Source organism: Acinetobacter sp. TUM15064, from assembly GCF_008980265.1.
Lineage (GTDB): Bacteria > Pseudomonadota > Gammaproteobacteria > Pseudomonadales > Moraxellaceae > Acinetobacter.
The window spans coordinates 1-26,151 of record NZ_BKFU01000007.1 but is presented as its reverse complement, the minus strand read 5'-3'; the positions used below and the strand labels follow the sequence as shown (position 1 = coordinate 26,151).

25 protein-coding genes, 4 tRNA genes and 1 riboswitch are annotated in these 26,151 nt (G+C 42.3%); of the genes, 21 read left to right on the top strand and 8 right to left on the bottom strand.

Translation table 11 applies throughout. The features are described from left to right. The first annotated feature begins 18 nt into the window (after nucleotides 1-18). On the top strand, nucleotides 19-1,215 hold the full coding sequence (ftsW, locus tag GBI16_RS03700) for a putative lipid II flippase FtsW (RefSeq protein WP_151706531.1): 1,197 nt from the start codon (nucleotides 19-21) through the stop codon (nucleotides 1,213-1,215). Nucleotides 1,216-1,434: 219 nt separating this feature from the next. On the opposite strand, the gene gluQRS is transcribed toward ftsW, so the two are convergent. The 6 genes from gluQRS to GBI16_RS03670 form a co-directional block, all read right to left on the bottom strand. Further along, complete coding sequence (gene gluQRS / locus GBI16_RS03695) at nucleotides 1,435-2,355, bottom strand: tRNA glutamyl-Q(34) synthetase GluQRS (protein ID WP_228147002.1); 921 nt, start codon at nucleotides 2,353-2,355, stop codon at nucleotides 1,435-1,437. Nucleotides 2,356-2,357: 2 nt separating this feature from the next. Next, the gene (gene dksA / locus GBI16_RS03690; RefSeq protein ID WP_004692816.1) at nucleotides 2,358-2,885 is read right to left on the bottom strand and encodes an RNA polymerase-binding protein DksA; all 528 of its coding nucleotides are present in this window, start codon (nucleotides 2,883-2,885) and stop codon (nucleotides 2,358-2,360) included. A gap of 208 nt (nucleotides 2,886-3,093) precedes the next feature. Beyond that, the gene (gene cpdA, locus GBI16_RS03685; RefSeq protein WP_086209760.1) at nucleotides 3,094-3,891 is read right to left on the bottom strand and encodes a 3',5'-cyclic-AMP phosphodiesterase; all 798 of its coding nucleotides are present in this window, start codon (nucleotides 3,889-3,891) and stop codon (nucleotides 3,094-3,096) included. 10 nt (nucleotides 3,892-3,901) lie between these two features. Then, nucleotides 3,902-4,522, bottom strand: a complete 621-nt coding sequence (locus tag GBI16_RS03680) for an NUDIX domain-containing protein (protein ID WP_086209759.1) — start codon at nucleotides 4,520-4,522, stop codon at nucleotides 3,902-3,904. A gap of 75 nt (nucleotides 4,523-4,597) precedes the next feature. After that, nucleotides 4,598-6,490, bottom strand: coding sequence for a phosphomethylpyrimidine synthase ThiC (gene thiC, locus GBI16_RS03675; RefSeq protein ID WP_086209758.1), 1,893 nt, complete (start codon nucleotides 6,488-6,490; stop codon nucleotides 4,598-4,600). A 144-nt stretch (nucleotides 6,491-6,634) separates the two neighbouring features. After that, nucleotides 6,635-6,761: riboswitch (TPP riboswitch) on the bottom strand. Between the two features lie 78 nt (nucleotides 6,762-6,839). Next, on the bottom strand, nucleotides 6,840-7,892 hold the full coding sequence (locus GBI16_RS03670) for a hypothetical protein (protein ID WP_151706555.1): 1,053 nt from the start codon (nucleotides 7,890-7,892) through the stop codon (nucleotides 6,840-6,842). Nucleotides 7,893-8,472: 580 nt separating this feature from the next. Here GBI16_RS03670 and phoU point away from each other — a divergent pair. After that, the gene (gene phoU / locus GBI16_RS03665; RefSeq protein WP_004692799.1) at nucleotides 8,473-9,189 is read left to right on the top strand and encodes a phosphate signaling complex protein PhoU; all 717 of its coding nucleotides are present in this window, start codon (nucleotides 8,473-8,475) and stop codon (nucleotides 9,187-9,189) included. 448 nt (nucleotides 9,190-9,637) lie between these two features. Here phoU and GBI16_RS03660 read toward each other — a convergent pair whose 3' ends face one another. Together GBI16_RS03660 and argH are read right to left on the bottom strand one after the other, a co-directional pair. After that, on the bottom strand, nucleotides 9,638-9,910 hold the full coding sequence (locus tag GBI16_RS03660; RefSeq protein WP_087528582.1) for an oxidative damage protection protein: 273 nt from the start codon (nucleotides 9,908-9,910) through the stop codon (nucleotides 9,638-9,640). 12 nt (nucleotides 9,911-9,922) lie between these two features. After that, nucleotides 9,923-11,356 (bottom strand): argininosuccinate lyase, encoded by a 1,434-nt coding sequence (gene argH / locus GBI16_RS03655; RefSeq protein WP_004692796.1) that lies wholly within the window; start codon nucleotides 11,354-11,356, stop codon nucleotides 9,923-9,925. On the opposite strand from argH, the gene GBI16_RS03650 reads away from it, so the two are divergent. From GBI16_RS03650 to GBI16_RS03560, 19 genes are all read left to right on the top strand, one after another. Continuing rightward, on the top strand, nucleotides 11,347-12,501 hold the full coding sequence (locus GBI16_RS03650) for a sensor histidine kinase (protein WP_171327379.1): 1,155 nt from the start codon (nucleotides 11,347-11,349) through the stop codon (nucleotides 12,499-12,501). The two genes, argH and GBI16_RS03650, sit on opposite strands and share 10 nt — an antisense overlap. A gap of 51 nt (nucleotides 12,502-12,552) precedes the next feature. After that, entirely contained in the window at nucleotides 12,553-13,293 is a 741-nt protein-coding gene (locus GBI16_RS03645) for a LytTR family DNA-binding domain-containing protein (protein WP_086209756.1), read from the top strand. A gap of 118 nt (nucleotides 13,294-13,411) precedes the next feature. Continuing rightward, complete coding sequence (gene hemC, locus GBI16_RS03640; protein WP_151706530.1) at nucleotides 13,412-14,332, top strand: hydroxymethylbilane synthase; 921 nt, start codon at nucleotides 13,412-13,414, stop codon at nucleotides 14,330-14,332. An 11-nt stretch (nucleotides 14,333-14,343) separates the two neighbouring features. Then, a complete protein-coding gene (locus GBI16_RS03635) occupies nucleotides 14,344-15,123 on the top strand; it encodes a uroporphyrinogen-III synthase (protein WP_151706529.1) in 780 nt (259 codons plus the stop codon). Continuing rightward, nucleotides 15,120-15,962, top strand: coding sequence for a hypothetical protein (locus GBI16_RS03630; protein WP_110974804.1), 843 nt, complete (start codon nucleotides 15,120-15,122; stop codon nucleotides 15,960-15,962). The genes GBI16_RS03635 and GBI16_RS03630 overlap by 4 nt, the downstream gene beginning before the upstream one ends. Before the next feature lie 4 nt (nucleotides 15,963-15,966). Beyond that, nucleotides 15,967-17,160: a heme biosynthesis protein HemY gene (locus GBI16_RS03625; protein WP_110974803.1), complete on the top strand. Its 1,194-nt coding sequence runs from the start codon at nucleotides 15,967-15,969 to the stop codon at nucleotides 17,158-17,160. A gap of 7 nt (nucleotides 17,161-17,167) precedes the next feature. Further along, nucleotides 17,168-17,596, top strand: coding sequence for a thioesterase family protein (locus GBI16_RS03620; protein ID WP_086209751.1), 429 nt, complete (start codon nucleotides 17,168-17,170; stop codon nucleotides 17,594-17,596). A 150-nt stretch (nucleotides 17,597-17,746) separates the two neighbouring features. Beyond that, a complete protein-coding gene (locus GBI16_RS03615; protein WP_086209750.1) occupies nucleotides 17,747-18,070 on the top strand; it encodes an H-NS family nucleoid-associated regulatory protein in 324 nt (107 codons plus the stop codon). A 197-nt stretch (nucleotides 18,071-18,267) separates the two neighbouring features. Continuing rightward, entirely contained in the window at nucleotides 18,268-18,978 is a 711-nt protein-coding gene (gene gspN / locus GBI16_RS03610; protein WP_151706554.1) for a type II secretion system protein N, read from the top strand. Beyond that, entirely contained in the window at nucleotides 18,978-19,805 is an 828-nt protein-coding gene (locus GBI16_RS03605) for a type II secretion system protein N (protein WP_086209748.1), read from the top strand. Before gspN ends, GBI16_RS03605 begins: the two co-directional genes overlap by 1 nt. Nucleotides 19,806-19,844: 39 nt before the next feature. Then, entirely contained in the window at nucleotides 19,845-22,172 is a 2,328-nt protein-coding gene (gene gspD / locus GBI16_RS03600) for a type II secretion system secretin GspD (protein WP_151706528.1), read from the top strand. Between the two features lie 110 nt (nucleotides 22,173-22,282). Next, nucleotides 22,283-22,999, top strand: coding sequence for an FHA domain-containing protein (locus GBI16_RS03595; protein ID WP_151706527.1), 717 nt, complete (start codon nucleotides 22,283-22,285; stop codon nucleotides 22,997-22,999). Between the two features lie 85 nt (nucleotides 23,000-23,084). Beyond that, a complete protein-coding gene (gene gph / locus GBI16_RS03590; RefSeq protein ID WP_151706526.1) occupies nucleotides 23,085-23,753 on the top strand; it encodes a phosphoglycolate phosphatase in 669 nt (222 codons plus the stop codon). A gap of 112 nt (nucleotides 23,754-23,865) precedes the next feature. Further along, complete coding sequence (gene trpE, locus GBI16_RS03585; RefSeq protein ID WP_110974797.1) at nucleotides 23,866-25,359, top strand: anthranilate synthase component I; 1,494 nt, start codon at nucleotides 23,866-23,868, stop codon at nucleotides 25,357-25,359. A 98-nt stretch (nucleotides 25,360-25,457) separates the two neighbouring features. Next, nucleotides 25,458-25,533, top strand: a tRNA-Thr gene (locus tag GBI16_RS03580). A 54-nt stretch (nucleotides 25,534-25,587) separates the two neighbouring features. Continuing rightward, nucleotides 25,588-25,671, top strand: a tRNA-Tyr gene (locus tag GBI16_RS03575). A 40-nt stretch (nucleotides 25,672-25,711) separates the two neighbouring features. Next, nucleotides 25,712-25,787, top strand: a tRNA-Gly gene (locus tag GBI16_RS03570). A 17-nt stretch (nucleotides 25,788-25,804) separates the two neighbouring features. Beyond that, nucleotides 25,805-25,879 (top strand) — tRNA-Thr (locus tag GBI16_RS03565). Between the two features lie 146 nt (nucleotides 25,880-26,025). Continuing rightward, nucleotides 26,026-26,151: GTP-binding protein (locus tag GBI16_RS03560; RefSeq protein ID WP_227518531.1), on the top strand; the 126-nt coding region annotated here is incomplete at its 3' end.

Below are 26,151 nucleotides of genomic sequence, written 5' to 3'. Positions count from 1 at the left end.
AATAATAAGGAAATTGAGATGGCTGAGTTTGCTCAGACAACGATCAATAAAATTAACCAGTTTTATAGCCGTTGGGCGCCACGTGTACCCAGTGAAGTGACACCGCGTAATGTATTGATCTTTTGTGTGATAGCGTTGTTGTGTTTAGGCTCGATCATGGTAGCTTCGGCTTCTATGCCGTATGCTGAACGCCTTCATGAGAATTCATTCCACTACGTATTGCGTCATGGGATTTCCATTGTTGTGGCGGGTATTTTAGCCTACGCCGTCTACCGAATACCGCTCAATGTCTGGTTTAACAATACTTTTCCGTTGTGGATCTTAACCATTTTACTGCTGGCCGCGGTATTGGTTGTTGGTACAGAGGTGAATGGTTCGACCCGCTGGATTCGTGTTGCGGGCTTCACCTTGCAGGCCTCTGAGGTCGCCAAAGTAATGATGGCGATTTTCACGGCGGACTATGTGGTACGCCGTGCTGAAGAGGTAAGGAACAACATCAAAGGCTTGATCCGTCTCGGCATCATTATGCTGTTGACGGTGGGTTTGATTATTGCGGAGCCCGACTTAGGTGCAACCGTAGTGATTAGCTTGATGATGCTCGGCATCTTCTTTCTTGCTGGCGCACCCCTCATTCAGTTTGGTATGGCTTTTGGTGCAATCTTTGCGGCCTTTGTCTTTTTGATTGTGTTTGAGCCTTACCGTTTTGAGCGCTTAATGTCGTTTTCTAACCCTTGGGAAGACCCACTAGGTACGGGTTATCAGCTTTCCAATGCCTTGATGGCCTTTGGGCGTGGGGAGTGGTTTGGTGTAGGGCTTGGGCATAGCGTGCAGAAAATGGCGTATTTACCAGAAGCTCATACTGACTTCATGCTGGCTATTTTAGGTGAAGAGTTTGGTTTTTTCGGAATTACGACAGTCTTAATTCTGTCCTTTACCATGTTGGTATGTTGTATCAAAATTGGTCATCGTGCACTGAAAAACCAGTACCTGCGTGCGGGGTATTTGGCTTATGGTGTGTCGATTATTTTCTTACTGCAAATTTTGGTCAATGCAGGTATGAATATGGGGATGCTCCCAACCAAAGGTTTGACCCTGCCTTTCATTAGTTATGGTGGTTCATCACTGATTATGTGTGCAGTGATGATTAGTTTGATTTTAAAAATTGATGCCAGCACACAAAGCACTAACCCAACGAAAGAAGAATCAAGCTTCTAAGCTTGATTCTTCTTTCATCATGTTATTTGCATACTGGACATGTTTTTTATTATGCGAATAGCGTTTGAGCTGTTCCTGAATTCTGTTTTTCATCAGTGCATTTATCCCTCATGCTTTTATGATGGATATAACTGTAATGGTTTACATCAGTTTTGAATTTGCTTTAATTGAAACGTTGAATGCTATGCCTAGTGTTGAGTTTCTGCCGTAATCGTTTTGCTATACATAAGTGCCGTGCAGGGTAGTGCAATGCGGAATCAGCGAAACATCCCATTGTGCGATGGCTTGTTGCAACATTTGTTCAGGGTGGTCTAACTCGACAGCTGGCTGATTTAAAGCGCGTATCGCTTGAGCGAGTAGAGCAGGTGCTTGGTTGAGATCGAGTGCATGTGCCATGTTTTGTTTAGACAGTTTTTGCCCTTGATCATTCATGGCTAAAGGCAGATGCATATAGTTAAGATGCGGGTAATTTAAGAGCTGACCTAAATAAATTTGTCGCTCGGTATTGTCTAAAAGGTCTGCACCACGAACCACATGGGTGATACCTTGTAGGTAGTCATCTACTACGACTGCTAACTGATAGTTGATAATGCCATCACGGCGTTTCAGTACAAAGTCACCGAGCTCATGTGCTAGCTGCGAGCAGTGTCTGCCTTGCAGCGCATCATTAAAACAAATCTCGAGATCTTCCACTTTGACGCGAATGGATTGTTGCTCAAAAGGCAGAGCAAGGTCACGGCAAGTACCTGCATAAATGTGATTAGAACCGAGCATTTTGCGGGTGCATTGACAGGCATAGACCAGTTGGAGTTGATGCAATTGTTGAATGACGTTTTCGTATAGATCGAGACGATCTTTTTGGAAAATGATCTCTGCATCGGGTTGAAAGCCGAAAGCTTCGATACAACGCAAGATATGGCTTTCACTGCCAGGATAAATGCGGGGAATGTCAGTGTCTTCAATGCGTACTAACCATAAGCCCTGATGTGCTTTTGCTTCGCAATAACTGGCAACGGCTGTAATGAGTGAACCAAAATGCAAAGGGCCGGTTGGCGATGGCGCAAACCGACCCACATAAGCCATCCTGTTGTCCCCCTCCTTTTGTAAAGGAGGGGTTGGGGGAGGATTATTAAATAACATGATTAACCGTTATTTTGCTTCTCTTTGATTTCTGCTAACGTTTTGCAGTCAATACATAAAGTTGCAGTTGGGCGAGCCTCTAAACGGCGCAGACCAATTTCGATACCACAGGTTTCACAGAAACCATAGTCGTCGTTTTTAATCGCTTCAATTGATTGTTCGATTTTGCGGATGAGTTTACGTTCACGGTCACGTGTACGTAGTTCAATTGCAAACTCTTCTTCTTGTGTCGCACGGTCATTCACATCAGGCAAAGCGGTGTTTTCGTCTTGCATGGTGTTGAGTGTACGGTCAACTTCTGACATCAACTCTGCTTTCCAAGCCAATAAGATCTGGCGGAAGTGCTCCAGCTGACCTTCAGACATGTATTCTTCATTTTTTTTCGGCTGATAAGGTTCAATACCAAATAAGCTAGCAGTAGAACCACCGTCAGTCGCTTTGGGCTTAGTTTTGCGCACGCGTTTTGTAGATTTTTCATCTACAACATCAGTTTGTTCGTCTAAGACAGTATTTTGGTTGTCATTCGCCATTTAGGGCAATCCTCATCATATACGTATTCAATACGCAAAAAATATGGTGATATGCAAGTGTTTTTATCCACCCTCGAGTAGATTCCACCCTCGGGGGTCGTCATCATATAGACTTTTTAAGTATTTTGATAGTCTTTGATGTTTGGATTAAATTGATCACTTTTTCGTAAGAGCAACTAAGGTAATTGAAAACGAGAAAAATGAAAAGTTAATAACCTGAAATTTCAACATTTATTTTTTGTTGCGCGTGTGACACGCGCTGTACCTGTGTTTCGTGTGTTCCATCTGCATTTAATTGTAAAATACGATAACCAGGTGCTTGCTCATCTAAAGCAAAATGATCACTTAAAGGCTTAAATTGCACACTGGTTGAAGGTGTCGAATAAAACTGAATATTGTGCCATTCACGCCATGATTCTTGATGGACATGACCTGATAAGACAATTTTGACATTGGTATGTCGTGCCAACACAGCAGTGAGGTCTGGGGTATTCTTGAGTTTATGCTGATCAATCCATTTGGACTGCATTTCAAAGGGATGATGATGACAAGCAATCAGAATATGCTGTTGTGCAAAATCTTGTAAAATCTGTTCCAACTGAATCAACTGAGCTTCATCCACCCATCCATCAACTTTTCCTTTTACTGCGCTATTGAGTAAGACTACGCTCCACGGACCAAAGTGAATAACGTGAGCTTTATTCTGTTGCTCATGAAAAGGGAAGTGTTCAATATTGTCATGATTGCCAGGCACTTGGTAAAACGGCGTCTTTAAACTTTGCATAAAGTCTAGATAGCGCTGATAAGTCCGAGGCACGGGAACCTGTGCCAAGTCGCCTGTATGGACGATGGCATCAATTTTTGGATGGCGTTCAACAATGTGTTGCATCACATGATGAAAGCTTTGCTCTGGATTCATATGTACAAATTCCAAATGATCTTGATCCATCAAGTGCGTATCGGAAATTTGGACAATGATCCAATTTTTTTCATTATTTAAAGTCATGTCTGACCCCTTAGACATTCCTTGTCGTTTTAATCTGTTGTTGTAGCCATTGCAAGGCCATTATGACAGGCGCATTTCTGAGCCGACCATTGGAAAGTAATGTGCCAATCTGCGCATAATCAATTAGGTGCAATAAAATGTTCTCACCTTCATCTGGCATACCGAAGACACCGCCTTGTTCAGGTAAATTGGCTGCAGCACTATACAGATGGAACAGTTCAGCACAGGCACCCGCAGAAGGATAGAAGCTGAACAGATGTTGTAATTGTTCAATCTGACAACCTGATTCTTCTAGTGCTTCGCGACGAATACAACTTTCGGGTGATTCATCTCCATCTAAAACCCCTGCAATAATTTCTAGCTGCCAAGCTGAATCTTGGTCATCCATAGCGCCGATACGAAACTGTTCAATCAGTGCAAATTTTTGTTGTGTATCGTCATAAATCAAGACACCAGCCGCTTCAGGGCGCTGAATGAGCTCACGTGAAATCACAGAGGTGTACTCAGTTTGATTAAACAGACGATGACGTAAATTTACTTTTTCTACTTGGATAAAACCCCGAAACAGAAAGGTTCTGTCTACAATTTGGACATCTTCACGGTGATATGTAGCTTGCTTAATTATGTTCATAAAGCTCAATCAGGATGAAATTTATCACTTCATCCTAACTGAGAATCGCATGATTACAAAAGGTTTTTTATGAACTTACACTTTTTGGTACAAGTTTTGTCCTGTTGCATGGAACTGTTTTTTCATACTATTGAGGCCTGATTCAACCTCTTCTTGCTGAATTTTATTCAGTTCAGTGTTCTGTTTATTTTGTGCATAATCCCTGACGTTTTGGGTGATTTTCATCGAACAAAACTTCGGACCGCACATCGAACAGAAGTGTGCAGATTTGTGTGCTTCTTTTGGCATAGTCTCATCATGCATGCTACGCGCCGTGTCTGGATCAAGGCTTAAATTAAACTGATCTTCCCAGCGGAACTCAAAACGTGCTTTAGACAGGGCATTGTCACGGACTTGCGCACCCGGATGACCTTTGGCCAAATCTGCCGCATGCGCTGCAATTTTATAGGTGATGATGCCATCTTTGACATCTTTCTTGTTCGGCAGGCCCAAGTGTTCTTTGGGGGTGACATAACACAGCATGGCAGTCCCGTACCAACCAATCATCGCTGCACCAATCGCAGAAGTAATATGGTCATAACCTGGGGCAATATCGGTGGTCAATGGACCTAAAGTATAGAAGGGCGCCTCTTGGCAAACTTCAAGTTGTAGATCCATGTTTTCTTTGATCATATGCATAGGCACATGCCCTGGTCCTTCAATCATCACCTGAACATCATGTTTCCACGCACGATGAGTGAGCTCACCTAATGTGCGTAACTCAGAGAATTGTGCTTCGTCATTGGCATCTTGAATACAACCTGGACGTAGACCATCACCGAGACTAAATGACACGTCATAGGCTTTCATGATTCCGCAGATTTCATCGAAATGTGTGTAGAGGAAGTTTTCCTGATGATGGGCCAAACACCACTGCGCCATGATCGAACCGCCACGAGAGACAATGCCAGTGAGACGATTTGCAGTCATCGGTACATAACGTAATAAGACACCCGCATGAATGGTGAAATAGTCTACACCTTGCTCCGCTTGCTCAATTAGTGTGTCTTTGAAAATTTCCCATGTGAGGTCTTCCGCAACCCCATCGACTTTTTCTAAAGCTTGATAGATAGGCACAGTACCAATCGGAACAGGTGAGTTACGGATAATCCACTCACGGGTTTCATGGATATTTTTACCGGTCGATAAGTCCATGATGGTGTCTGCACCCCAACGGGTTGCCCACGTCATTTTTGCGACTTCTTCATCAATTGAAGAGCCAAGAGCCGAGTTACCAATATTGGCATTGATTTTCACCAAGAAGTTTCGACCAATGATCATCGGTTCAATTTCAGGGTGGTTAATATTGGCAGGAATAATCGCACGTCCTTCAGCCACTTCTTTACGCACAAACTCAGGTGTGATTTCCATCAAGTTATGCGCGCCAAAGTTTTGCCCCACGTGCTGACGTGCATCGACCCCTTCACGCTGACGTTGATTTTCACGAATAGCGATGTATTCCATTTCAGGCGTAATGATGCCTTGTTTAGCATAATGCATCTGCGTGACATTGTGGCCCGCTTTGGCACGACGTGGTTTTTGAATATGCGCAAAGCGAATCTCAGCGGTACGAATATCCCGTAAACGTTCTTGACCAAAGCTTGAGCTGAGGCAGTCTAATATTTCAGTATCGTCGCGCTCTTCAATCCAAGTTTCACGGACATTTGGTAGGCCTTTATTCAGATCAATACTGACATTGCTATCGGTATATACGCCAGAGGTGTCATATACCATGACAGGCGGATTGTACTCACCGCCTAAGCCTGTTGGGGTTTCGGTCAGTTCAATCTCACGCATGGGGACTTGAATGTCTGGGCGCGAACCTTGGATATAGACTTTTTTAGAGGCAGGCAAGATACGGGTCAGGTCTTTGGCATCTTGTTCATGTTGTGCTGAAATTTCAGCGGAAAGATTCGTTAAATGGTTCATTGCAATGATCCTTATGAATGACATCAACGAATCAAGCACGACCAAAAACGATGGCAATTGAAACTATTTCTATGTGTTGTTGATTTGTGGATACAAATGCAACGAATGTATTTCTACTGGAAATAGTTCAATGAAAGGCGTTCAGTTTTTAGATGGCTTGATTCCTACGCAGGTCTTAACCTGATCAGGTTCAACGGTACTCATCTTCAAAACTTCATAAAAAGCTTTAGATGATCTCAGCGAGTTGTTACTCGCGCTCCGTCAAGCGATGCATCATCTTAACATGCATGTTAAGCAAAAACAGCGATCTTTTTACTCAAAATATGAGCACAATTTGAGAGCGTATATGTTAGCGGTTCAGGCAAATGGCATCACTTAAGCAGTCTTTGCCTTGGTCGGGTTGAACCATACGGAGTTGAATAAAGTGAGCGAGTTGAGTTTGTAATAATTGCTCTGCACCTAAACGCTGCGGATGAGTGGAAGCAGGCAAGATGATTTGAGCTGTTCTTTGTTCAGGGCTAAGTTCAATAAATTTCAAAAATAAACGTGCATGATCGGTGACTACTGAATTTTTGAGTTCAGCAAGACGCTCAATTTCCTCTAAATAACTGCTTTGTACGGTATAGCCATCATAAACAGCTTGAGTATTTGGTCCAATAAACAGCAAGGTGCTATATAGATTCAATAAATGGCGGGCATCTTGATGATAGCTACTTTGAGGATATTGTTTTAAATAACTTTCCCAATACAATGCACGATCTGCAATTTCTTTAGCATCAATTTTAACTTGATGGTCGATCACGGCAGGGTACTGATTTTGTGCTGCTAAATGTTCAATAAACGCTTGCTCTGCAACAGGTAAATAGGGTGCAAAAATTTTAGCTAAATATTCAGGGCTGCGGCGGTAATGGACTTCCCCTTCGCCTGCGTCGAATAACTCCACATAAGATTGGCCTTGATGTTTGATTAAGTATTGGTCACGAAGCGTTAATTGTTCAAAAAGACTCTGTTGAATGGTCGGGTGCTGTGCCATTTCTAAAGCATAACTTTCAAAAGCACGTTGTTGCTGTGGCGTACGATCGACGGCTAAGAAGTCACTGTACATTTTATTAGATAAACTCAATAAATGTTTTTGCTGTTGGAAATCAAGTAAAGGTAGACATAGTTTCAAGTCTTGGTTGATTTGTTCTAAAGCAAAAGTGGTACGCTGAGCATCTATTTCGGACATGTTTTTGCCAATTTTTTGGCACAAATCTGTGAGATCCATCGTTTGTGACGAAGACGCTTCAATTCTAGCTGGTTCCTGAAAACTCACTGGCTCTGGTTTCTGACAGGCAGCCAGCATTACGCACAAAAATATGAGCGTATATGTTTTAAGTGAAAAGAAAGAAAAATGACTCACAGCAACTCGATTTAGAAAACTCAGTTCAGCGACAACAAGATATAGAGACACTCCGTTTCTCCACGCCTCATTTTATAGAGGAATCAGATTTTTAATGTGTAGTATTGTGAATGAATGTGGTTCAGGGTTTATGACGCTGGAAAATATTTACTTCATAATGAATGCATTAAGATATGTCAGTGTAATGTATGCAATAAAAAATATACGAAACTAATAACAATTCGTTTGAATAAACTTTTGCTTTTGATGATGTTGGCGAAAGCTAAGTTGTGATAGGTGTAATTGAATTCGATGCATGTCAATTTGGTTAAAAGTTTAGTGCTAAAAATGGACATTCATGGGGAAGGCATACTGTTTTAATCAAAATACAATGCGGATACTTGAAAGGTGATTTGCGCATTATCTTGCATTTAAAGGCATCTGTGGGTAAGTTGACTGACTATGAGATGCGAAAAATGAAAGCATTGTGGATCGACAAAACAAGCTCAGAATGAGCTCTTGTCATCAAATCTTCATAATTGATATGTTTTAATATCGCTCAAACTTTAGTCCCTCATGATGTTGCTGTGGAGTACGTCCTTTGCCAAATAGTCCTGTTTTAAACCATCACATTTCTTCACAGTTCAATGAAGATTTGCAGGATGTGAACACCAAATTTATGACCATGGGTGGTTTGGTAGAGCAACAAGTGGCAAATGCAATTCATGCGCTACTCGACACCGATGCCAACTTAGCGGTAGATGTACAGTTTAAAGACAATGCAGTGAATCAATTAGAGCGTGAAATTGATGAAGCATTGACCTTGATCTTAGCCCGTCGTCATCCTGCTGCGATTGATTTGCGTATGGTGATTGCAATGTCGAAAGCCAATACTGATCTAGAGCGTATTGGTGATGAGGCTGCGAAAATTGCTCGTATTGCGCAAAGTTTATGTGAAGATGGCGAATCACCACGTGGTTATATGGAAACGCGTCATATTGGTAACCAAGTTCGTGTCATGATTCATGATGCTTTAGATGCGTTCGCGCGTTTGGATGCTGAGCAAGCGTTACGGGTGATGATGGCCGATGCTGATATTGACCGTGAATATCAGTCTGCAACGCGTACTTTGATGACGTATATGATTGAAGACCCGCGTCATATTGCGCGCGTGATTAATGTGATGTGGGTATTACGTTCATTAGAACGGATTGGCGACCATGCGCGTAACATTTCTGAGCAAGTGATTTACATGGTGAAAGGCTTGGATGTGCGTCATACCAGTTTTGAAGAAGTTGAAAAACATATCCAAAAATAAAAAAAGCGAATTTTATTTTTCAAGCACAACTTCGGTTGTGCTTTTTTATGGTTGCTTAATTTTTGGATAAAAAAAATCTCAGATTTTGGGGGAAATCTGAGACTAAAATCGGGGATATTTATCGTTATAGATAAGAGGTTTCCCTCTATCCTTGAATGTCATTATAGGAAAGATGTTTTTCTGCGTCATGTAGGTTCTTGTAGTGTAATGTTGAGTTTTATACAGGTTCTGTAGCGCTATGTTTACACTCAATCATTTGGATACAAATAATCGGTTTAAACAGTAATTAAGTCATCCACGTGTCATCTATCTTCTTTTTTACTTTAGAGAGTGATTTAGTCAATCGACATGCAAATAAAAAAAAGAGTCCTTTTACAGACTCTTTCATGACATTTGAAACGATGCGCTTCGCTTGTCTTACGGCGTGCTGGAGCAGTACTCCGCTTTATTACGCCTCAGGCTTTAGGCCTTCAGCTTTCTCTAAGCTTTCATCATTGTTAAAAAACTTCTCACGTTGTTCTTCAAGAAACTTTTTCGCATCAGGTTCAAACACATTTAGGCGCTTTTCATTGATTAACGTGGTTTGGTGCTTTAACCATTCTCCCCAAGCTTGCTTGGAGATGCTTTCAAAAAGCTCTTGACCTTTTACACCTGGAAACGGTGCAAAGTCTAAACCTTCCATTTCTGTTTGATATTTACGGCAAAAAACTTGTCGAGTCATATCTAGACGTCCTTATTGAGCATAAAGTTTTTCTAAACGCGCATGGGCACGTTCAATGGCAGCTTCTACTTGCGCAGGTGCAGTTCCACCAATGTGGTTACGCGCATTGACTGACGCTTCAAGGGTCAGCGCTTTTTCAAACACATCAGCTTGAATTAAGTCAGAGAACTGTTGAAGTTGTTCTAAAGTCAATTCAGAGAGGTCTTTGGACTCTTGAACACCTAAAGCAACAGCTTTACCCACAATTTCATGTGCATCACGGAAAGCCACACCATTTTTAACAAGGTAATCAGCTAAGTCGGTTGCAGTTGAGAAGCCACGAAGCGCTGCTTCACGCATGATGTCGATGTTTGGCACCAAAGCAGGAATCATGTCTGCAAAAGCCATGAGCGAGCCACGCACGGTATCAATCGCATCAAACAAAGGCTCTTTGTCTTCTTGATTGTCTTTGTTATACGCCAACGGTTGACCTTTCATGAGTGTTAACAAACTCATCAAATCGCCATAGACACGGCCTGTTTTACCACGTACTAACTCAGGCACATCTGGGTTTTTCTTTTGTGGCATGATGGATGAGCCCGTACAGAAACGGTCTGGAATGTTTACAAACTTAAATTGAGCAGATGTCCACAGAATGAGTTCTTCTGACATGCGTGATAAGTGCATCATGATCAGCGAAGCTGCAGCATTGAACTCAATACCGAAGTCACGGTCAGATACTGCATCAAGCGAGTTTTCAGAAACAGCTTCAAAACCCAGTAACTCTGCTGTAAATGCGCGGTCGATGGGGTAAGTGGTACCTGCCAGTGCTGCTGAACCTAAAGGCATACGGTTAGTACGTTTACGACAGTCAATGAGGCGCTCAGAGTCACGGACTAACATTTCAAACCATGCCAGTAGGTGGTGACCAAAAGTCACAGGCTGTGCCGTTTGTAAGTGGGTAAAGCCCGGCATAATGGTATGCGTGTTTTGAGCCGCAATACTCAAAATACCTTTTTGTAATTTTTTTAGTAATTCTAAAATGGCATCAATTTCATCGCGAACATAGAGGCGGATATCGGTTGCCACTTGGTCATTACGGCTACGACCTGTATGGAGCTTTTTACCTGTGATGCCAATCCGTTGAGTCAAACGCGACTCAATATTCATGTGCACATCTTCTAGGTCAATACGCCATTCGAACTGACCCGCTTCGATTTCAGCTTGAATGGTGTTTAAGCCATTGATGATGTCATCACGTTCTTGTTCGGTCAGAACGCCAACTTTTGCAAGCATGGTCGCATGGGCAATAGAGCCTGCAATATCTTGTTTATAAAAGCGTTGGTCAAATTGTACAGATGCTGTAAATTCAGCAACAAAGGCATCAGTAGCTTCAGAGAAACGACCGCCCCACATACCCGAAGTTTGGGCTTGTGACGGATTTGAGGAATTAGAAGATGTGGTCATGTCGGCTCAATAAGATAAAAAGCGGTAGAACTCGCATGAGTATAACAAATTCAAGACAACTTGCCGAAGTTCAAGATGCGCAAAGTTTAACTTCCAGTACGACCAAGCCCAATATTTCCTATTTATTTAGTAAAATTGTGCAATGGCCACATTTGCTGGAGCTGTTTGTTGGTGGAAATTTGTTGGCTATGCTGTTGGCTTTGGCCGAAGCACAGTCTTGGTCAGCTTTGGTGTTTGGGCATGTGCTGAGTTATATGCTTTACATTAATTGGGTGTTGCTGTCGTTTACCGCACTGATGCAGTATGCTCAAAAAAAGTTGCAAAATTTAAGTTTGGGTATGACTTTATTGTCAGGCTTTTTTTTATTACAGATCATTGTTTTGGCGACCACGCTGAGTCTTAATATGCTGATCTTCTTTGGCATCAATTTTAGTCTCAAAGGTTTAACTTCGCCAGTTCTATTCGAGGATGTGGCGCTACATTTGGGTTATGGTCTGCTGTTGGGGACTTTTTGTTTTCGTTATCTATATTTAAGAGAGCAGTGGTTCAGGCAGCAACATAGTGAACTGAATGCGCGGGTACAAGCTATGCAAGCCCGTATTCATCCACATTTTTTGTTTAATAGTTTAAATAATGTTGTCAGTTTAATTGCGATTGATCCAGATAAAGCAGAGCAAATGTTACTCAACTTGTCGCGCCTGTTTAGAGCCAGTTTTCAAGAGCTGAAGTTGGTGAAGTTAAGTGATGAAATTGAGCTATGTCAACGCTATTTGGCAATCGAGCAAATTCGTTTGGGAGATCGTTTACAGGTTGAATGGAAAATCGAACATGCCGAGTTATGTCCGCAGGTACATATTCCACTCTTAACTTTACAACCTTTACTTGAAAATAGTATTTTTCATGGAGTTGAAAAATTTTTAACTAAGAGTACGATAAGTGTACTGATTGAAATATTGCAAAATCAAGTTAATATCGTGATAACTAACCCATTTACAAAGGAAACAATTCATAAACGACAGGGACATGGTATTGCCATTGAAAATGTGAAGCAGCGTCTAGAAGCATATTTTGGGCGTAGTGTCAGTTTTCAAACTTATGCAGGGGAAGGAATGTATACCACTGTTGTGCAGTATCAATATAAATAAGCCACAGTGAACCTATAAAAATAAACAAGGTGACTGTTGGGGGGGAGATAAATGGACATCCTAATTTGTGATGATGAGCCTTTAGCAATTGAACGTTTATCTCGATTGGTGAGTCAGCTTGGACATCAGGTGGTGGCAACCGCATCGCATGGTCAACAAGCTATAGAACTCACTCAACAATATGAGCCAGACGTTGTACTTTTGGATATTCAAATGCCAGAAATGGATGGTTTAACCTGTGCGCATTTTTTGCGTCAGCTTGAGCCCATGCCTGCTTTGGTGTTTTGTACAGCTTACGATGAACATGCGCTTGACGCATTTAAGTCACATGCTGAAGGCTATTTATTAAAACCAGTGATGCAACAGGAATTGCAACAGGTGCTTGGTCACCTCACTAAATTAACCCAAGCTCAAATGAGCGAGATAAAACAAAAAGAAAATATGGACGAATTTAATGTAAAGCGACATCAAATCGCAGCGAAAACCTATCGTGGTGTGGAGTTGGTTCCTGTTGAAAATATTTATTATTTTTTAGCGGATCAAAAATACGTCACTGTCCGTCATAGAAATGGCAGTGTTTTAATTGATGAAACCTTAAAAGACTTAGAACATGAGTTTGGGGATGCCTTTATTCGCATCCACCGCAATGCTTTGGTTTCAGTTCACTTTTTAGAAGGGTTAGAGGTGGTTAACTCTGGACAGTATCAAGTGCGTTGCCGTGAGCTAGATGAACGTTTGGCAGTCAGCCGACGGCATTTGCCAGGATTGCGTGAGCGCTTACATAAGCTCTAACTTAAAGCCATCGGTAATGCTGCAAGAAATGAGACTCAGTGCTTTAGGCTGAATACATTTCCAATGGGGGAAATTCAGTTTAAGATAGTTTCATTCTTATTGGCACATACTAAAATTTATGAAAACCCTAAAGATCGCTACTCGACAAAGCCCACTTGCTCTTTGGCAGGCTGAACATATTCGTGCTCGTTTAGAAGCATTGCATGAGGGGCTCACCGTAGAGTTGGTAACTTTTGTTACTCAAGGGGACAAAATTTTAGATACGCCATTGGCAAAAATTGGTGGCAAAGGTTTATTTGTCAAAGAGCTTGAAGCAGCGTTATTGGATGGTCGTGCTGATTTGGCAGTGCATTCGATGAAAGATGTTCCAATGGCTTTGCCTGAAGGCTTATCACTGGCGGTCATCTGTGAGCGTGAAGATCCTTTAGATGCCTTTGTGTCGAATAGTTATGCGAGTTTTGATGCATTGCCACAAGGGGCAAAGGTTGGTACTTCGAGTTTGCGCCGTAAATGCCAAATCTTAAAACAACGACCAGACCTAGACATTATCGACTTACGCGGCAATGTGGGAACACGTTTATCTAAACTGGATGCGGGTCAGTATGATGCCATCATTTTGGCCAGTGCAGGATTAAAACGTTTGGGTTTGGCAGAACGTATCCGCCATACCATTCAACCAGAGTTGAGTTTACCTGCTGTGGGTCAGGGGGCTTTAGGGCTAGAGTGTCGTGGCAATGATCAAGTAGTCTTGGACCTGATTCATCCCTTACTACATCTAGAAACAGATACTTGTGTACGTGCTGAACGCGCTTTCAATGCTTATCTTGAAGGTGGCTGTCAGGTACCGATTGCAGGCTATGCCACTTTAGCAGATAACCGCATTCAGCTTGAAGGCCGCGTGGGCAGTGTCGATGGGCAAACCTTACTGAAAGCACAAGTGGCAGGTGATGCTACTGAAGCAGAGCATTTAGGGGTTGTACTGGCGCAAGAGCTATTGGCACAAGGCGCTGGTGACTTGCTCAAAGCTTTTTATCATTAATATTAGTTACGATGTTGTTTATTAATACGCGTCCAGTCGGTCGGGCGAAAAGCCTGACTCAAGTGCTAGAGCAACAGGCGGTTGAGGTCTATTCTCTGCCTTTATTGGAACTCATTCCAAGGCTATGGGATACAGACTTGGCACATTTGTATGATCAGTTGCCTCAGGTACAGGTTGTGGTCGTGGTTAGTCCAAGTGCTGTACAGTTTGGTATGGATCAATTGGTGCGCAGTGGGCTAGCTCTGTCTGACTTAAAGCATCTTCAGTGGATTGCTGTTGGACAAAAGACTGCACAAGCTTTAGCTGAGTTTGGTTTAGATAGTGTTGTGCCCGAGGTGGAAAGCTCAGAAGGGATGTTACAATTACCTGTTTTGCAGAACTTGGCTGATGATGCGAGCATTGCATTTTGGCGTGGCGAGGGTGGGCGTCAGTTTATGATGGACACCTTAATGCAACACGGGCGTTTTATACTGAACTTTGTGCTATATGAACGCCGTTGTCCTCATCAAACTTTGCAGCAACAGGCTGAATTGGTTCAATGTTTATCAGAACATAATGATTATGTTGCGCTGATCAGTAGTGAGGCTAGTTGGCTGAATTGGTTAGCTCTGCTAGACACAAACATTCAACTTTTGCAAAAAGGACACTTTTTGGTATTAGGTGAACGTTTGGCTCACATCTTGAAACAGTCTCAACAGCAAATGTATGTACAGTTTAAAGTGAGTGTACTGAAAGACTTAAAGACAGCCACGATTGTACAGTTGTTATGCAGTGGGCAAGGGAACGCATGAAGAAGATTCTTATAGTGGTGTTAATGGCTGCGTTGGCGTGGGTTGCGAAGCTGAGTTATGACGTGTGGGGGCTGAGTACACAGCAAACTGCTTTGTTGAGTGAGATGCACCAAATCGAGCAGCGCAGTGCTAATTTGAACGATCAAGTTGTCGCCATGCAACGTCAAAAAGAAACTTTGAAGCAGAGTCCTGCAGTAGCGAATGCGACGAGTAGTCAGCTCACTGAAGAAGTGGTTGAGGGTATTGATCCAATTTTGTTTATCAAACAACAACTGGACTTGGTGGAGTTTGCCTTAAAGCAACAGCAGTATGTGGTGGCCACCGATAAATTGGCCTTTTTAGATATGCAACTGGAAAAATATAATTTGGCTGTGGCGTTGAAGCAAAGTCTGCATCAGGTCATCGCGCGAGATATGCAAACCATTCAGAAATTTGTGGCTGAGCGCAATGAACAGCAAGCACAAATTAACCGTCAACTGCAACAGATTGATCTGGCTTTAAATCGTGAAATACAGCAACCACAGTTAAGCACCGTACGTGATTCGTCTGAACCCTTTTGGAAACAATGGTTTAAGCTTGAACCTGCTCAAGCACCCGCAACAGCGTTAATGCAACGCCAGATTATTTTGAAAGAGGCCCAATTGCGTTTGTTATTGGCCCGTCAAGCCTTAATTTCAGGACAATACACCGAATACCAAAAAGATTTGACTGAGGTTATGTTGCTCATTCAGCAGCTACCAGATCCTAAAGCTAAAGAACTGCTAAAACAATTGAATAAATTAAAGACTTTGATGGTCGTGCCCACCCCGATTTTAGGCACACGTGCGTTGCTGGGGTAATGAGATGAAACAAATACTGACTGCTTATGGCTTGGTGAGTTTAATTGCGATTGCTGTACTGAGTGTTTTGAGTTACGGACATGGTGCAGGCTATGTCTATGTATTTTGGCATGACTGGCAATTGCAAACCAATCTTTGGGTGATGTTTCTTGCATTAGCCGTACTGAGTCTTGGTTTGCACCTATGTTGGCTCGGGCTGAAACGTTATCTTAGTCGGGAAAAACGTAAAGCAGAAACGGTTTTTGATTTTAAAAATTTACATCCCTACGAGCAATTGGCTGTGATCTGGTTGTTAGATGCAGGTCGAGATCAGCAGGCCTTTATTCAAAATGCGTTTGCTCAGTCGGGCTTGCTCAAAAGTATTATTGATGCGCGCTTATACTTGATGAAGGCGCAGTTTCCAGAAGCACTCAGTGCACTAAGTCAAAGCAATGCCATGGCTTTTGAACTGGCTGAACTTCAGCGTATTGAACTCTTTTTAGCGAAAGAGGATGCGGAACAAGCACTCACTCATCTTGAGTTTCTTAATCAACATGAACTTTCACCATGGCTAAAGGATGTACAAACGGCTTATGAATCCTGTTTAAAAGAGTTGTGGGGGCGTTTCGCGGTTCAGTTTCCATGGCTGTATTTGCGTTCAACCCAATATGGTCATTTGGATCAGGATGTGAAGAAAGCATGGTTGAAACGTTTGTTGATTAAATTTGATCAAGCCAGCTATGACAATTTAGAAGATTTAAAACAGCGCTATTTAGATCTATCGGATCAGATTTTTACCCGCAGTTATGATATTCAACTTTTATGGCTTAAATTATTAGCGCGCATGCCTGATTTGAGTGCACAACATGAAATTCTGTCGATTCATTTGCTCAATCAACAGTTTAATGCAGAAGTATTTTATTTGTGGTTTCAACAGCAACTTTTGAAACAGCTACCTGATTATGTCGATTTACAACAGCATATCGAAGCATGGGAAGCGAAGTATATGAGTGTGCCCGTTTTGAGTTTTGCAAAATGGCATATTTATACCGCTTTAGGGAACAAAGACCAAGCCGATGAGTTATTAAATTTATATCCAGATAATGTATTAATGAACTATTTAAGAATCAAGTCGACCTTAAACGGGGATGAGGATTTAATTAAACAGTTAAATTTAATTTTTGAAAATAATGCAAATTTTGTCGAAATGAAAATATAGGTGGATAATGCGGAGCCTGTTAGATTACCCATTGGTTTATACCCAACAGGTGGCTTGGGGAGATATGGATGCCTTTGGTCATGTTAATAACGTCATGTATTACCGTTATGTGGAAAGTGCTCGTTTGGCCTATATTGAGCGGACAGGTATTTTATCTTCGGACATACTGACTGTGGTCGCATCAAATCAGTGCAAGTATTTAAAACCTGTATTTTATCCAGATCAATTAAGCATCGGTGCACGGATTGAAGAACTTAGAAATAGTGCATTTCGTATGCATTATTTACTCTGGAGCGAGCAACAACAATCTATCGTTGCAGAAGCGGAAGCGGTTATTGTTTGTGTCGATAAGGTGAATATGCAGAAAACATTAATCCCTGAACTGACGCGTCATAAACTCAAAGAATTCGAGTTAACCATCGGACATAAAATATAAATGTCTTTTTATTTATTTTAAAAGTCGCTAGACTATATAAATACTGTCTAAGTATTGTTGTTTAAGTCATGGATGAGTTGAGTCTTTGGTCTAATCAAAATATTATTAAATAGGCTCAGTAAATAAAATGTTGGTTAATGGAGTTAATGTATGCCAGATATTAGTAATTTATCCGTAGAAGAGTTAAAGCGTCTACAAATCGAAGCGGAAGCTTTAATTGCATCTAAAAAAGATCAAGCAGTTGAAGATGCATATACCCAAATTATTGCAATTGCAGAAAATGTAGGTTTAAGCATCGAACAAATTTTAGAGTTTGGTGCAACGAAGCGTAAGAAAGGCACGCGTAAGTCTGTCGAGCCACGTTACCGTAACAAAAGCAATGCTGCTGAAACATGGACAGGTCGTGGTAAGCAACCACGCTGGTTAGTGGCTCAGTTGGAAAAAGGTGCGAAGCTAGAAGATTTCCTAATCTAAGTCATCGCCTTGTCACAGACGTGACATAAACTGCGAAAACCAAGCATTATATGCTTGGTTTTTTTTGTAGTTAACGTTTGGTGTTGTTGTAAAATTATGCATAATGTCTATCAAAGAAAGACAAAAAATGAAGCAAGGAAGAATAATTGAAAGTTCGTGGTGGGAGAATCACAAAACCTAAATACGTCACGTGGTGGATGTTTACAGTTGTAGTATTTTTAATCTTCGTTTTGCTGCAAATACCGGCAGCATGGCTCATTGCAAAATTTTATAAAAACAATCAGATTTTGCAGAATGTCAGCGGTAATCTTTGGCATGGACAGGCCGATTGGCAAACTGGAAAATTACGTGGAACCGTTGTTTGGACAACCCGACCTTTAGATTTACTGTTACTGCGTGCAGGCGCCAATGTTGAGATTTATAGTGCCAATACCAAACTGGATGGTGTGTTGGCCTATGGTTTCGGGAAAAAAGTCATAGTGCGGGATTTGAACGGACAAATTGCTCCAGAAGCTTTAAAGTCGGTCGCCAATTGGCAATGGCCTAGCAATGCAATCCAGTTGCAAGAAATTGATTTTAATTATAAAAAAGAGCAAGGTTTTAGTCAGGTAGGTGGTGGCATGCAGTGGGCTGGAGGGGAATTGATGTATATCTTTGCGCAACGTCCACAGCAAATGCAAATTCCATCGTTGGCAGGAAAGTTATCGCAAGATCAAAATAAACTCATGATTAATTTGCAGGATCAACGTCAACAAAAACTCATGAATTTAACGGTTGATCCAGACTTGATGCTGGATGTGCAATTAACCCAACGTTTAATGTTAAATGTGCCATCTTATCAAGGTAAAGCAGGTCTAGATAGTTATGTGGTGAGTTCGCGTCAGCCTCTGCTGAATGGGGGCTTTTAATGGATTTTGATCTACAGAAATTACCAGAGCTGAACCTTAAACAGTTTGAGCGCCTAGCACCACTGTGTTTAATGCTTTTGATCTTGGCACTATGCTGGAAGTTGGCTGGCTTATTTTGGCTCTGGGTGGCGCCACCACAAGTTATGCAAATGCCACGTGTTGAATTGGGTTCACAGCAACCCCAAGTCCCGAATATTACCAATTTTGCGCTATTTGCAGAGCAAAGTAAGAATCCTGCAGATGATCAGCTCAATTTACAGCTACAAGGTGTGGTGGTTGGGCAACCTAGTCAGTTTTCATCTGCTGTGATTAAGTCAAATAATGTAGCAGATCGTTATCGGGTGGGGGAGAGCATAGAAGGCAGTTCATATTATCTGGCTGAGGTCTATTGGGACCGCGCGATTCTCAAAAATAACAGTGGGCAAACCCGAGAATTGTTGTTCCAAGGAATTGATAATCTAGATCAGCAAATTGTGGCTCCGACGACTGCACCTGTTGCAGTTCCTCCTGTGAGTCAAGAGCAGCAAGCATTAGGCCAAGCAGTACAGGGCTTACAACAAGATCGCGAGCAATATTTAAAGGATTTGGGTGTCGGTACCAACAATAATGCTGGCCAAGGTTATCAGGTGACGGAACAAACCCCTGCTGCACTACGTAGTCGTTTAGGCTTGCAGGCGGGAGATCAGATTATGTCTTTAAACGGTCAAGCGATCGGACAGGGGCAAAATGATGCGCAGTTATTGGAGCGTGCGCGTCGTGAAGGACAAGTAAAAATAGAAGTGAAACGTGGTGATCGTATCATTACGGTACAACAAAATTTTCAGTGATCAAGCATCACCAGTATCAGTTAGGAATGATTTGGATTTATGGCTTTATTGAATCACCGCTCAGCATGGGCACTAACAATTGCAGCACCTTTGCTTGCCACGGTGAGCACAGCCAGTTATGCGCAAACATGGAAAATTAATCTACGCGATGCAGATTTAACCGCATTTATTAATGAAGTTGCAGATATCACTGGGAAAAATTTTGCGGTGGATCCAAGGGTTCGTGGCAATGTTACGGTCATTTCAAACAAAGCACTTAACAAAGAAGAAGTTTATGATTTGTTCTTAGGGGTGCTGAATGTGAATGGTGTAGTGGCAATCCCATCTGGCAGAACCATTAAAATTGTGCCTGATAGTAATGTAAAAAGCTCAGGCATTCCCTATGACGCACGTCACCGCGCTACAGGTGATCAGATTGTGACGCGGGTGATTTGGCTGGAAAATACCAATGCCAATGATTTAATTCCAGCATTACGCCCGCTGATGCCACAATTTGCACATTTATCGGCAGTGAATGGAACCAATGCACTGATTGTTTCCGATCGTGCTAGCAATATTTATCAGCTTGAAACCATTATCCGTAATTTGGATGGTACGGGACAAAATGATATTGAAGCGGTGTCGTTACAGTCGAGTCAAGCTGAAGAGATGATAGGGTTGTTGGAGAGTATGAGCGGCACAGGTTCCATCAAGGACTTAAAAGGCTCAAGAATACGTATTATTGCAGATAACCGCACCAATCGGATTATTTTAAAAGGGGATACCGCTACACGTAAACGTATTCGCCAAATGATCGAGATGCTCGATGTGCCTGCTGCGGAACGTCTGGGTGGCTTGAAGGTTTTTCGTTTAAAATATGCCAGCGCCAAAAACTTATCTGAGATTTTACAAGGCTTAGTTTCGGGACAAGCAGTCAATAGTAACGAGTCTGCTGATAATAGTGGCAACACTAATGCGGCCTTTAGCCAAAATAATAACAGTGAGGGTTCGTCTTCACAGATTTCTACACCCAGTATTAACTTAAATAGCCAGTCCAATCGCAATCAAAACAACATCACCAGTTTTAATAGTAATGGAGTGAGTATTATTGCTGATAGCTCACAAAATGCGTTGGTTGTTAAAGCCGATCCACAGCTCATGCGTGAAATTGAGTCTGCTATTCAGCAATTGGATACTCGTCGTCAGCAGGTCCTGATTGAGGCAACTATTCTTGAAGTGGAAGGGAATGATGCAGATCAACTGGGCGTACAATGGGCGATGGGTGATTTAAGCAGTGGTGTGGGAATTATTAACTTTGACAATATTGGTTCAAGTTTACAAAGTATTGCGGCGGGTTATTTAGCCAGTGGTGGTGCAGGGGCAGCCAGTGCAATTGGAGCTGGTGCTTCACTCATTTTGGGTGATTACAAAGAAGGCAGTGATGGTTCTCGCCAGTTATATGGTGCCATGATTCAGGCTTTAAAGAGTAAAACTAAGTCGAATCTGCTTTCCACACCGTCTATTGTGACTATGGATAATGAAGAAGCCTATATTGTTGTGGGGGAGAATGTACCGTTTGTGACGGGTTCGGTTTCTACCACATCTTCAGGCACAGCCAATCCCTATACAACGATTGAACGTAAAGATGTGGGTGTAACGCTTAAGGTGGTGCCACATATTGGGGAAGGCGGAACGATCCGTTTAGAGATTGAACAAGAAGTCTCAGATGTCAAAACCAATAAGGGTGAAGCGCAAGATTTGGTTACCAGTAAGCGTGCGATCAAGACTTCAGTCTTGGCAGAACATGGTAATACCATTGTTCTAGGTGGTTTGATTTCTGATAATACAGCCTATTCACGCCAGTCAATTCCTGGTCTAGGTGCAATTCCTGGTTTGGGGCGCTTATTTCGTTCAGATGGTAAGACGGATCAGAAACGCAATTTGTTGGTTTTCATTCATCCAACGATTGTTGGTGATGCTGAGTCAGCACGTCGACTTTCTCAACAGCGCTATAGTCAGTTATACAGTTTGCAGTTGGCTATGGATAAAGATGGTAGTTTTTCAAAATTACCAGAAAATGTCGATGATGTCTTCCAACAACGTTTGCCTGTTAGCTCAACGAAACCAAGCTTGCCACAATCTTATCAGCGTGTACCGAGCAGCCCGACAGCAACTCAACCTAAGGTAGAAACAACACCTGTTGCGATTGAACCTGTGATTCAAAAACAACCCGTTGCTAAAGTGCCTCAGAAGACCACGTCAAGTCAGTTACCACAAGTGCAGCAACCTGAGTCTGTATGGAAGAATTTAAGTGTTGATCGGATGCAAGGTGCCATGCTTGGGCAGATGACACAAAAGTCGGTCTCGACAACTTACTTTAAAATCTGAGGATTTACAGTCGAATACAGCATAGATGATTTTACTTCATCTGCATAAAAGGCAAAATGGTAAAGAATATTCACTGTGTTATGATAAATCAGCACATAGAGAGATAAGTCATGACTTGGAAAATACAAGCAATTTCTGGTGAGTTAACTGGTCAAGAAATTAATATTGATCGTGATATGTTGGTGGGTCGTCATCAGACGGCAGATATCTTATTACAACAATCTGAAATTTCGCGTAAGCACGCAGCCTTTTTACTGAAAGAGCAAGCACTCTGGTTACAAGATCTCGGTTCGTCAAATGGCACGTTTGTCAATGATGTGCAAATTGCTGTAGAGACCTTGTTAAAGCAGGGTGATATTGTCCAGTTTGCCAGCTTAAAGTTTTCAGTACTTGAGCCTGCAAAGCCACTTGAGCAGGTGGTTGAGTCAGTAGATGATGCGACGTTGGGTGCGACTGTGGTAGAAGAGACGATTGCTCAGCCATCGGAAGCTGTTGCTACTTCGGAAACAGCACAAGCAGAACCTGAGCAACCCAAAACAGTAGCACAGCAAATGAATGATCAGGGAATGCCAGAGCTGAAAGAGCGTGATGCTAATGTGAGCCTAACACGTGATGGTATGCCACAAAATGTTGGTATTCCTAAACCTGCGCCTATTCCAGCAGGGGTGGACTTGACTGCGCCTAGCGTACCTCAGGTTGAGAACAATGAGGCTCCAAAAGTACAGGTTGCGCAAGAGGCTGAAACTCAGAAAAATGCCTCGCTGGGACTCATCTCAATCATTGTCTTGATTATTTTAGCCATTATTGCGTGGCTGATGTTCAAATAAGATTCAGATCACACTACAATCAAGGCATGCAACAGCATGCCTTGATTGTTTTTGGGCAGCACATGATAAAAATGGGTGAGGGTGAATGAATATTGCTAACTTGGCGCAACGAGAAGTTTTACTTTTTGATTTAGACGGAACCTTGGTGGATTCTGCCACGGATTTACATCGTGCCATGAACATGAGTCTCAACGCCATGCAACTACCAACCGTGACGGAAGAACAGGTGCGGATCTGGATAGGAAAAGGAACGGCACTGTTTTGTCAAAGTACCTTGAAGCATTTGACTGGTGAAGTTGATCCAGCCCAGCAACAACAATTATTGGATACGTTTTTAAAGATTTATAATGCTGACCCATGTGTGGAAACGCTACCTTTTGATGGCATTGTGCCATTTTTGGAATGGGGCTTGGCGCAAAAGAAAACCATGATTTGTGTGACCAATAAGCCTGAACAACCTGCACGCGCCATTGTCGATCATTTGGGGATGAGTCATTATTTTGCTGATGTCATTGGTGGAGATCGTTTTGAAGAGCGCAAACCTCATCCGCGTCAGTTGTTACACTGTGTTGAGCAATATGCGCAAAACAAAGACCAGGTCTTAATGATTGGGGACTCATCCAATGACGTTGAGGCTGCACGCCGTGCGGGTATTGATTGTGTTGTGGTCAGCTATGGCTATAATCATGGTGAAAATATTTTAGATTGTCAGCCACAACAAGTGGTGGATAATCTGTGTGAGCTGATTGGGTAACTTTGTAAACGAAGGAATGAACATGAGTAAACATATGGCTTTTCGATGGCGAAACTCAACCTGCTAATTTTAAAAACTGATATCGCCATATTGAAAAAATAGAGAAACACTCATGACAACACAAGCTCAATTCGATCAACTCAAAAACTCAGGTTATAACCTAATTCCTGTCTATCGTCAGCGTTTAGCTGATACCGAGACGCCATTATCTGTTTTTGCTCGCCTAAAAGAGCATAAGCAAGCCTATTTGTTTGAATCCGTGGAGGGTGGTGAAAACTGGGCGCGCTACTCGATTATTGGTTTAGGTGAATCGACTGTTTTCTCGTGCAACGCAGGTGAGCTCACCATTCAACAAGCCGATGGAGCGATAGAAAAGCAGCCTTGCGTAGATCCTTTTCAATATATCCGTGATTTTCAAGCTCAATATAAAGTTCCAACCCAAGCAGATTTACCTGCTTTACCAAGCTTTACAGGGGGCTTGGTGGGTTACTTTGGTTATGATGCAGTACGTTATATTGAACCACGTTTAAATAACGTGCCAGAAGCGGATCCTGTAGGCTTACCAGATATTTGGATGATGCTGTCTAAAACAGTAATTGTGTTTGATAATTTAAAAGATACTTTATTCCTGATCGTGCATGCTGATGTCAATAATGCGGAGGCTTATCAGCAAGCACAGCAGCAACTAGATGTTCTAGAGGATTTGTTGGCAACGCCAATTAGTCTTAAAGCGACTCCACATACTGCACCACATTTTGAGTCACTCACTGGAAAACAGAAATTCTTAGAATCCATTGAGACGGTGAAAGAGTATATTCGTGCGGGTGATGTGATGCAGGTCGTACCAGGGCATCGCATGGTTTCTGACTTTGATGGAGAACCTCTGCAAGTATATCGCGCACTACGTCATTTGAATCCATCGCCTTACTTGTTCTTGGTGCAAGGGCAAACTTTGGAAAATAATCAGCCTTTTCATATTGTCGGCTCGTCCCCTGAAATTTTATCGCGTCTTGAAAATGGCATTGCAACGGTACGTCCGCTGGCAGGAACACGCCCACGTGGTAAAACCAAAGAAGAAGACTTAGCTCTTGAGCAAGACTTATTATCGGATGAAAAAGAGATTGCAGAACATTTGATGTTGATTGACTTGGGGCGAAATGATGTCGGTCGCGTCTCAAAAATTGGAAAAGTGCAAGTGACAGATCAAATGGTGATCGAACGTTATTCACATGTCATGCATATTGTGTCCAATGTTCAAGGTGAAGTCCGTGATGATGTGGATGCATTGGATGTTTTTAAAGCAACTTTCCCTGCAGGCACTCTTTCGGGTGCACCTAAAATTCGAGCAATGGAAATTATTGACCAAGTTGAGCCAGTAAAACGTGGAATTTTTGGTGGTGCTGTTGGTTATTTAGGCTGGCATGGTGAAATGGACATGTCGATTGCGATTCGTACCTGCGTGATTCGTGAAAATAAGGTCTATGTTCAGGCTGGAGCAGGGCTTGTTTATGACTCAAATCCTGAATCTGAGTGGAATGAAACCCAAATAAAAGCTCGCGCAGTGATCAAAGCGGTTGAATTATCATCAAACGGATTGATTTTGTGAGTTTTTGACGTTTTTTTTGAAAAAAACACTTGCAAGGATTTTGAGTTTTGCTAAACTGCACACCGTTCCGATACGAAACGTACGAAACACTAAGAAACGCCGGCATAGCTCAGTTGGTAGAGCAACTGACTTGTAATCAGTAGGTCCACAGTTCGAATCCGTGTGCCGGCACCATCTTAGAGAGTTGAGTAAGTTAAGTAAAGAGCGACACTGAAGTAAGTGTAAAATGGTGAGGTTCCCGAGCGGTCAAAGGGGGCGGACTGTAACTCCGCTACGAAAGTTTCGAAGGTTCGAATCCTTCCCTCACCACCAATTTTAAGACTTCAAAAAGTGGTCTTTGTACCAACATCGTGCGGGAGTAGCTCAGTTGGTAGAGCGGTAGCCTTCCAAGCTACATGTCGCGAGTTCGACCCTCGTCTCCCGCTCCATTTGAAGTTTTATATTTGCTCTTATAGCTCAGTGGTAGAGCACTCCCTTGGTAAGGGAGAGGTCTCGAGTTCAAATCTCGATAAGAGCTCCAGATTACAGTTTAGTAGATTATCTACAAGTTTTAAGAAAGCAGGCTTATTAGTCTGCTTTTCAAGTATTTGGTGTCTGATTTTTTTAGGCGATGTGTCGATACTGAGTTGTTTATACCTGTGTTCGACGTAAACGAGGAAGATGAACATGGCTAAGGCTAAGTTTGAACGTAATAAGCCACACGTTAACGTGGGCACAATCGGTCACGTTGACCATGGTAAAACAACTTTAACAGCTGCAATTGCAACTGTATGTGCGAAGAAATTCGGTGGT

What these genes read in the sequence shown, in the direction of transcription:
- ftsW (WP_151706531.1), top strand. Translation starts at nt 19, where the DNA reads ATGGCTGAGTTTGCTCAGACAACGATCAATAAAATTAACCAGTTTTAT.
- gspN (WP_151706554.1), top strand. Translation starts at nt 18,268, where the DNA reads ATGTTTACAGTTGTAGTATTTTTAATCTTCGTTTTGCTGCAAATACCG.
- GBI16_RS03605 (WP_086209748.1), top strand. Translation starts at nt 18,978, where the DNA reads ATGGATTTTGATCTACAGAAATTACCAGAGCTGAACCTTAAACAGTTT.
- GBI16_RS03630 (WP_110974804.1), top strand. Translation starts at nt 15,120, where the DNA reads ATGAAGAAGATTCTTATAGTGGTGTTAATGGCTGCGTTGGCGTGGGTT.
- GBI16_RS03595 (WP_151706527.1), top strand. Translation starts at nt 22,283, where the DNA reads ATGACTTGGAAAATACAAGCAATTTCTGGTGAGTTAACTGGTCAAGAA.
- GBI16_RS03660 (WP_087528582.1), bottom strand. Translation starts at nt 9,910, where the DNA reads ATGACTCGACAAGTTTTTTGCCGTAAATATCAAACAGAAATGGAAGGT.
- GBI16_RS03615 (WP_086209750.1), top strand. Translation starts at nt 17,747, where the DNA reads ATGCCAGATATTAGTAATTTATCCGTAGAAGAGTTAAAGCGTCTACAA.
- GBI16_RS03635 (WP_151706529.1), top strand. Translation starts at nt 14,344, where the DNA reads ATGTTGTTTATTAATACGCGTCCAGTCGGTCGGGCGAAAAGCCTGACT.
- hemC (WP_151706530.1), top strand. Translation starts at nt 13,412, where the DNA reads ATGAAAACCCTAAAGATCGCTACTCGACAAAGCCCACTTGCTCTTTGG.
- GBI16_RS03650 (WP_171327379.1), top strand. Translation starts at nt 11,347, where the DNA reads ATGTGGTCATGTCGGCTCAATAAGATAAAAAGCGGTAGAACTCGCATG.
- GBI16_RS03645 (WP_086209756.1), top strand. Translation starts at nt 12,553, where the DNA reads ATGGACATCCTAATTTGTGATGATGAGCCTTTAGCAATTGAACGTTTA.
- trpE (WP_110974797.1), top strand. Translation starts at nt 23,866, where the DNA reads ATGACAACACAAGCTCAATTCGATCAACTCAAAAACTCAGGTTATAAC.
- GBI16_RS03625 (WP_110974803.1), top strand. Translation starts at nt 15,967, where the DNA reads ATGAAACAAATACTGACTGCTTATGGCTTGGTGAGTTTAATTGCGATT.
- thiC (WP_086209758.1), bottom strand. Translation starts at nt 6,490, where the DNA reads ATGAACCATTTAACGAATCTTTCCGCTGAAATTTCAGCACAACATGAA.
- gph (WP_151706526.1), top strand. Translation starts at nt 23,085, where the DNA reads ATGAATATTGCTAACTTGGCGCAACGAGAAGTTTTACTTTTTGATTTA.
- gspD (WP_151706528.1), top strand. Translation starts at nt 19,845, where the DNA reads ATGGCTTTATTGAATCACCGCTCAGCATGGGCACTAACAATTGCAGCA.
- argH (WP_004692796.1), bottom strand. Translation starts at nt 11,356, where the DNA reads ATGACCACATCTTCTAATTCCTCAAATCCGTCACAAGCCCAAACTTCG.
- GBI16_RS03680 (WP_086209759.1), bottom strand. Translation starts at nt 4,522, where the DNA reads ATGAACATAATTAAGCAAGCTACATATCACCGTGAAGATGTCCAAATT.
- GBI16_RS03620 (WP_086209751.1), top strand. Translation starts at nt 17,168, where the DNA reads ATGCGGAGCCTGTTAGATTACCCATTGGTTTATACCCAACAGGTGGCT.
- cpdA (WP_086209760.1), bottom strand. Translation starts at nt 3,891, where the DNA reads ATGACTTTAAATAATGAAAAAAATTGGATCATTGTCCAAATTTCCGAT.
- gluQRS (WP_228147002.1), bottom strand. Translation starts at nt 2,355, where the DNA reads ATGTTATTTAATAATCCTCCCCCAACCCCTCCTTTACAAAAGGAGGGG.
- dksA (WP_004692816.1), bottom strand. Translation starts at nt 2,885, where the DNA reads ATGGCGAATGACAACCAAAATACTGTCTTAGACGAACAAACTGATGTT.